The sequence below is a fragment of the Leucothrix pacifica genome, assembly GCF_003172875.1.
Lineage (GTDB): Bacteria > Pseudomonadota > Gammaproteobacteria > Thiotrichales > Thiotrichaceae > Leucothrix > Leucothrix pacifica.
Genome location: NZ_QGKM01000006.1, coordinates 63,144 through 69,937, shown reverse-complemented (window position 1 = coordinate 69,937; position 6,794 = coordinate 63,144). Strand labels below are relative to the sequence as shown.

At 46.0% G+C, this 6,794-nt stretch carries 7 protein-coding genes; all 7 read left to right on the top strand.

The features are described from left to right. Positions 1-606, top strand: a 606-nt coding sequence (locus tag DKW60_RS23590; RefSeq protein WP_181389578.1) for a hypothetical protein, incomplete at its 5' end; no start/stop codon positions are given. Positions 607-633: 27 nt separating this feature from the next. Further along, positions 634-1,443, top strand: a complete 810-nt coding sequence (locus DKW60_RS04000) for a tetratricopeptide repeat protein (RefSeq protein WP_109836377.1) — start codon at positions 634-636, stop codon at positions 1,441-1,443. Positions 1,444-1,662: 219 nt separating this feature from the next. Then, on the top strand, positions 1,663-3,081 hold the full coding sequence (locus tag DKW60_RS03995; protein ID WP_109836376.1) for a dynamin family protein: 1,419 nt from the start codon (positions 1,663-1,665) through the stop codon (positions 3,079-3,081). A 28-nt stretch (positions 3,082-3,109) separates the two neighbouring features. Further along, on the top strand, positions 3,110-4,393 hold the full coding sequence (hemL, locus tag DKW60_RS03990) for a glutamate-1-semialdehyde 2,1-aminomutase (RefSeq protein ID WP_109836375.1): 1,284 nt from the start codon (positions 3,110-3,112) through the stop codon (positions 4,391-4,393). Between the two features lie 114 nt (positions 4,394-4,507). Beyond that, complete coding sequence (gene rpoH, locus DKW60_RS03985; protein WP_109836374.1) at positions 4,508-5,371, top strand: RNA polymerase sigma factor RpoH; 864 nt, start codon at positions 4,508-4,510, stop codon at positions 5,369-5,371. 316 nt (positions 5,372-5,687) lie between these two features. Then, entirely contained in the window at positions 5,688-5,912 is a 225-nt protein-coding gene (locus tag DKW60_RS03980) for an exodeoxyribonuclease VII small subunit (protein ID WP_109836373.1), read from the top strand. Next, complete coding sequence (locus DKW60_RS23585) at positions 5,905-6,792, top strand: polyprenyl synthetase family protein (RefSeq protein WP_181389577.1); 888 nt, start codon at positions 5,905-5,907, stop codon at positions 6,790-6,792. Before DKW60_RS03980 ends, DKW60_RS23585 begins: the two co-directional genes overlap by 8 nt. The last annotated feature ends 2 nt before the right edge of the window (positions 6,793-6,794 follow it).

Here is a 6,794-nt window from a genome sequence, read left to right as displayed (position 1 = left end):
GAAGAAGTTGTAGCAGCAGTCGAAGAAGAAAAGACTGAAGAAGTTGTTGCAGCAGTCGAAGAAGAGAATGCCGAAGAAGTTGTAGCAACAGTCGAAGATGAGAAGGCTGAAGAAGTTGTAGCAGCGGTTGAGGAAGAGAAAACCGAAGAGGTTGTAGCAGCGGTTGAGGAAGAGAAAACCGAAGAAGTTGTAGCAGCAGTCGAAGAAGAAAAGACTGAAGAAGTTGCAGCACCTGCACCTGCACCTGCAGTTCAGGCTGCAGCCACAACCACTGACTATACCCAAACGCTTGCGATGTATGAGCAGCAGATGCGTCAGATGGAAGTTCAGTATCGTCAGGCGATGATGCAACAGCAGCGCATGATGATGAATTACTTCAATCAGATGCTGGTTCAGCAGAATGCTCAGCCTCAAAACAGCAATGGAAAAGTAACCCGAGTGCAGCGTGTCATTATCGTACCTGTACCAGCTTACTCTTACGGAATGAGTATGGGTAGTCATTATCAAGGTGGTCATCCACATATGCCGATGATGAATATGCCTGGGATGATGAGTATGGGCGGAGAAATGCCTGCCGAAAAAACTGACGCCGAGAAAAGCGAGTAATTTAGGCAGATAATAAGGAGAATTTTGATGGAAATGATACGTTGGCTGCTAGGAAACCGAATTGTTCAGGCTGCTTGGGGTTTAGGTATTCTTGCGGTGTTATTGGCATGGATATTTGGTGGTAACAAGGCAGGGCATGACACTGCTGAAGCTGATAGTCAGGCAAAGGTTGAGCAAGTTGCTGAATCAACAACTGCTACGGCTGAGACTGCAGCATCTGACGCTGTTGCTGAAGTTAAGCAAGAAGCGGTTGAAGCGGTCGTAGATACAAAAGCTGCTGCAGCTGCAGGCACAGCAGCTGTTGCAGTTGCTGCTGTAGCAACGACTGAAGCGGTTGCCGATGCTACAGAAGCTACCACTGAGGTGGTTACCAGCACAGCTGAAGCTGTAGCGACTGAAGTTGAAACAGTGCAAGCGGCAGTGTCAACAGAGGTTGAAGAAGCGGCAACTGAAGTCGAAGCTGAAAGTACTGAAGTAGCTGCTGAGGCTTCTGAAGAGACAGCGGTTTCTGCACTGACCGGCGGTTTTGCTGATAAGTCGAGTGAAGACTTGTTGATGATGGCGCGTGAAGCTTACTGGAATAACGGTCTTGAAGAAGCTGCTGAAATCTATACAGCTTTGATTGAGCGTGAGCCTTCTGTGATCGAGCATAAAGGTGAGTTAGGTAATGTATTCTGGCGTCAGGGCTTTCCTAAGAAAGCTGCTGAGTTGTACGCTGACATTGCAGAGCCTATGATCGAAAAGGGTAATGGTGAGCGAGTCTCAAACATGGTTGGTTTCATCGGCCTGTTCTTCCCTGAGCGAGCGGCTAGTATCCGTGCTATGTTAGATAAGTAATAGACCAGTCTATTATCGGCCGGACCTGCTTCGTTGCAGCGTCCGGCCTTTTTGTTTGTGTAAATTAATTAGTATTACAATAAGGTTAGCTGACTTATAGCTGCACATTTATTACCGTATACTGCCCATCATTGATATGGCGCTAGTTTCTCTGGCTGCTTAGTCTTCATTTTAGGTCTATGTTCACTAATCTTCGTAAATTTTTATAAAGGTCGTTCAATGACACCAGCTCAACGTATGCAGCAACGTCTAGAGAATCTGCAAACTCACCTTAAGAAAGAAAACCCTGTCTTAGTTGCGATAGTGGAAAGGTACAAAAAACTTGATGTAATTGCTCATAAAATGGGTTTACTCGAGCCAGGCGAATCTTATGCAACTCGTATTTCCTGGTGGCCGTTGATATCTGTTTTGGGTACTTTTTCTGCGGGAAAGTCTAGCTTCATCAATTCATATCTGGGCATGAAGCTTCAAGATACAGGGAATCAAGCGGTAGATGATCGTTTCACGGTGATTTCCTATAGCTCTGATGAGGCCAGTCGTACATTGCCCGGTCTGGCTTTGGATGGTGATCCTCGTTTTCCTTTCTATCAAATTAGTGAAGAAATCGAGCAGGTTACCCAGGGCGAAGGTTCCAAAATCGATAATTATCTCCAGATGAAGGTAGTCCCCAGTGAAGCACTTCGTGGAAAAATTCTGATTGATTCTCCGGGGTTCGATGCTGATGAGCAGCGCAAGTCAACGCTGAAGCTGACTGATCATATTATTGATCTGTCAGACTTGGTGCTGGTGTTGTTCGATGCCCGCCATCCTGAGCCGGGTGCAATGCAAGATACACTTGAGCATTTGGTAAAAGGGGCACAGCGACGTAATGACAGCAGTAAGTTCCTTTTCATTTTGAATCAGATCGATACCTCAGCAAAAGAAGATAATCTGGAGTCTATTGTCGCTTCATGGCACAAAGCATTGGTTCAGTGCGGATTGAGCACAGGGCGCTTTTACGTCATGTTCAATACTGACCTTGCTGTCCCTGTCGAGAATCAAGGTGTCTGGGATCGATATTTAGCCAAGCGTGATGCGGACTACAAAGAAGTTACTCAGCGTATGGATGAAATCAATGTCGAGCGTGTCTATCGTATCATTGGCAATCTTGAGTCTTTGTCGAATCAAATAGAGCAACAAGCGGTTCCGCAAATTAAACAGGCAAGATCGCGTTGGCGCAAACGAGTGATGATCTTTGATGGTCTGGCGATGGGCTTAGTGACCGCAGGTTTTGGCGCCCTGGCTTGGAGTACGGGCTGGTTACAGCAATGGTTTACTAATCCGCTAGCCTTATTATCTGACTGGTTCAGTCTGGCTATTTTGATTGCATTTATCGTTCTGTTAATGTTTATCCATTTCGTGATTCGCAAATGGAGCGTGAAAGGCATTGCTAAGTCTCTGGAAAAAGAGACAGCCTATGGTAATGTTGCTGCTGCCTTCACTAAAGGGACGCGGTCTTGGGTCAGTATATTCCGAAGCAACCCAACAGGTTGGAGTGGTCGTGTGAGTGGTAAATTATCAGCTATCAGAAATGATGTGGATCAGTTTGTGCAGAAGTTAAATGATAACTTCAGTAGTCCGTCGGGCAAAAACGACTAAACGCAAATAAAGAATTTAAGGTGGTATTGTGAGTCAATCAGAGCAGTTATTTACACGCGCACAAAAAGTGATTCCGGGTGGTGTTAATTCTCCCGTTCGTGCATTTAAAGGAGTGGGCGGAACACCGCTGTTTATCGAGCATGCCGAAGCGGCTTACTTATTTGATGCTGATGGCAAGCGATATATAGACTACGTTGGCTCGTGGGGACCAATGATTGCGGGCCACGCTAATGCTGAAATCATTGAGGCTGTAAAAGAAGCCGCCGGACGTGGTCTTAGTTATGGTGCGCCTACGGGGATCGAAGTTGAAATGGCTGAAGCGATTCGCCGGATCATGCCATCAATCGAAATGGTGCGTATGGTGAACTCCGGAACAGAAGCAACCATGTCTGCGATTCGTCTGGCTCGTGGTTTTACTGGTAGAGATAATATCGTTAAGTTTGAAGGTGGCTATCATGGCCACGGAGACTCGCTATTGGTAAAGGCAGGGTCTGGTGCACTGACATTTGGTGAGCCTAACTCACCGGGTGTGCCGGCCGATTTAGCCAAACATACACTAACGCTGGATTACAACAACCCTGATCAGGTACGGGCTTTGTTTAAAGAGCAGGGCGATAGTATTGCTTGTATTATTGTTGAGCCTGTTTCGGGCAATATGAACTGCGTACCGCCAATATCTGGTTTTTTAGAGTCTCTGCGTGAAGTGTGTGATGAGTCAGGCGCTTTGTTGATTTTTGATGAAGTAATGACTGGTTTCCGGGTTGCTCAAGGTGGCGCCCAAGCTTACTACGGCGTTAAACCTGACTTGACTACATTGGGTAAAATTATTGGTGGTGGAATGCCGGTTGGGGCATTTGGCGGGCGTGCGGAGGTGATGAAGCAACTAGCACCTACAGGTCCGGTTTATCAGGCTGGTACGCTATCAGGTAACCCAATTGCAATGGCTGCGGGTTTGAAGACATTAGAAATAATTAGCCGGAATGGCTTTTATGAAGATCTGGATGTCAAAACCGAACGTATGGTTAAAGGTATGCTGAAAGCCGCCGAGGATAATGGTATTGCCATGTCAGCGAATCGGGTTGGTGCAATGTTTGGTTTGTTCTTTACAAATGAAGAGCAGGTAACAACTTACCAACAAGTAACAGCGTGTGATATTGAACGCTTTAACCGTTTCTTCCATGGCATGTTGGCTCAAGGGGTAAACCTGGCGCCTTCTGCGTATGAAGCGGGATTTGTATCATCAGCGCATACAGATCAGAATATTGAAGATACATTGAGTGCAGCAGAAAACGTGTTTGCTACGTTGTCATAAAATCAACCGTTTAGCTGCAATATTCGTCAATAACTTGACTTTATCCGGAACTAATTCGAGAATTAGCACTCTCAGTGTATGAGTGCTAAAAAGTACGAAATTTGGAGAAAATATATGGCTAAGTCACTGGCATTAAATAGTACCTTACTAACTGTATCCGCAGGTAGTTTGGATAGCTATGTGCAGTCGGTGCACGAAATACCGGTCCTGACTGTAAAAGAAGAGAAAGCTTATGCAGAGCGTTTGGTGGAGCATGAAGATTTAGATGCTGCACGCGCACTGGTTATGCATAACTTACGCTTCGTGATCAAGGTCGCTCGTGGATACAGTGGATATGGTCTGCCTCTGGCTGATCTTATTCAGGAAGGTAATATCGGTTTGATGAAAGCTGTTAAACGCTTTGATCCAACGGTCAATGTACGCTTAGTTTCATTCGCGGTTCACTGGATCCGTGCAGAGATACACGAATTTATTTTACGCAACTGGAAGGTTGTGAAAGTTGCAACGACTAAAGCACAACGTAAGCTTTTCTTCAACCTGAGAAGCAGCAAAAAGCGTCTTGGTTGGTTAAATGCCGCTGAAGTTGATGATATTGCGACAGATCTTGGCGTCACCAGTAAAGACGTCATGGAAATGGAAAAGCGAATGAGTGGGCAGGATATCTCATTCGATTTGTCGCCTAGTCAGGAAGATGACGACAAGGCTTATGCACCAAGTCAGTACTTGCTGCCACAGGAAAGTCAGGATCCGGCGGATATGCTGGAAGATCAGGACTGGCAGGATCATACGCAGTCACGCTTTAATAATGCGTTGGCTGAGTTAGATGACCGCAGCAAAGATATTCTGGCAAGCCGTTGGTTAGCTGATACGAAAGCAACGCTTCAGGATCTTGCTGACAAGTATGGTGTTTCAGCTGAGCGAATTCGCCAGCTTGAAAGTGCAGCGATTAAGAAGTTGAAAGTGGGTGTTGAGGTGTAAGTTAGCTTCACCCTCCATTTAACAGACAGCAAAAAGGCCGCATATTACTGCGGCCTTTTCTATGTGAAGCTAGGCGACTTAACGTCGTCTTCAATCAGCCAAAGAGTACGACTGAGAAAAAGCTCAACCATGCGATTGCTACTAAGATAACAACGAGGAGCATAGGTAAGCCAAAATCAAAACTGAACATGAGCGTTCTCCTTAAATTCTGAATCTGATGGTAGAGGAATGTTTTCTTGACTTCAAGATACATGATTAGCTTTTCTAATACAGTATCTGCTTGCAATTCAATGTATGAAAGATCAATATCATCGGCATGAGTAAATCAGCAAAGAAAATCAACTACGAAGACTCCGTTGCCCAGCTAGAAGCGACTATTAGTAAGCTTGAGCAGGGTGATTTGTCTCTCGAAGAAGCCTTGCAGTCATTTGAGCAAGGGGTTCGTCTCAGTCGTGACTGTCAGAGTTTATTAGCAGATGCTGAGCAGCGGGTTATCTTGCTGACGGCTGATGGTGAAGAAGAATTATCAGACGATGAGTGATGTTCGATTGTCAGAACCTCATCGCTTGCGTATTGAGCAGGTTCTTTCCGAAGCCCTGGCGATTGAGGATATTGCACCCTCTCGCCTGCATGAAGCTATGCGCTATTCTGCTTTAGCGGGAGGCAAGCGGATTCGTCCCGGTTTGGTTTATGCCAGTGGAGCTGCGCTGCAGATACCATTGTTACCCTTGGATCGTATAGCGGTCGCTATTGAATGTATCCATGCATATTCGCTGATTCATGATGACTTACCCGCAATGGATGATGACGACCTTCGTCGCGGACTTCCGACTGCACATAAAGCATTTGATGAGGCAACGGCTATTCTTTCCGGGGATGCGCTTCAGGCATTTGCTTTCGAATGGTTGAGTGAACCAATCGAGGGATTGCGCCCGGATCAACAGCTTAAATTGATTAAGGTTTTGTCGGTAGCGGCGGGATCTCGTGGTATGGTGGGAGGGCAGGCAATTGATCTTGCCTCCGTTGGTTTAGCGCTACAGGAGCAAGCCCTTGAAACCATGCATGCACACAAGACGGGTGCTTTAATTAATGCTTGTGTGATGATGCCATCATATTGCAGCGACAGCATAGATGAAAAACAGCGGGAATTATTGCGACGATATGCCGACGCTATCGGTCTGGCCTTTCAGGTGCAGGATGATATTCTTGATGTGGAAAGCGATACCGATACATTAGGTAAGCAGCAAGGGGCTGATATTGCTGCAAACAAACCGACCTATCCGTCAATATTAGGCATGGCCGGGGCTAAAGAAAAACTTCGATTATTGCACCAAGAATCACTAGCGGCGCTGGATGACTTCGGCCATGAGGCTGATCTATTACGGAATATCGCCCAATTTATAGTACAACGTATTAAGTAAAT

Excerpts from the sequence above, each read along its gene's own strand:
- DKW60_RS04000 (WP_109836377.1), top strand. The coding sequence starts at position 634 with ATGGAAATGATACGTTGGCTGCTAGGAAACCGAATTGTTCAGGCTGCT.
- DKW60_RS03995 (WP_109836376.1), top strand. The coding sequence starts at position 1,663 with ATGACACCAGCTCAACGTATGCAGCAACGTCTAGAGAATCTGCAAACT.
- rpoH (WP_109836374.1), top strand. The coding sequence starts at position 4,508 with ATGGCTAAGTCACTGGCATTAAATAGTACCTTACTAACTGTATCCGCA.
- DKW60_RS03980 (WP_109836373.1), top strand. The coding sequence starts at position 5,688 with ATGAGTAAATCAGCAAAGAAAATCAACTACGAAGACTCCGTTGCCCAG.
- DKW60_RS23585 (WP_181389577.1), top strand. The coding sequence starts at position 5,905 with ATGAGTGATGTTCGATTGTCAGAACCTCATCGCTTGCGTATTGAGCAG.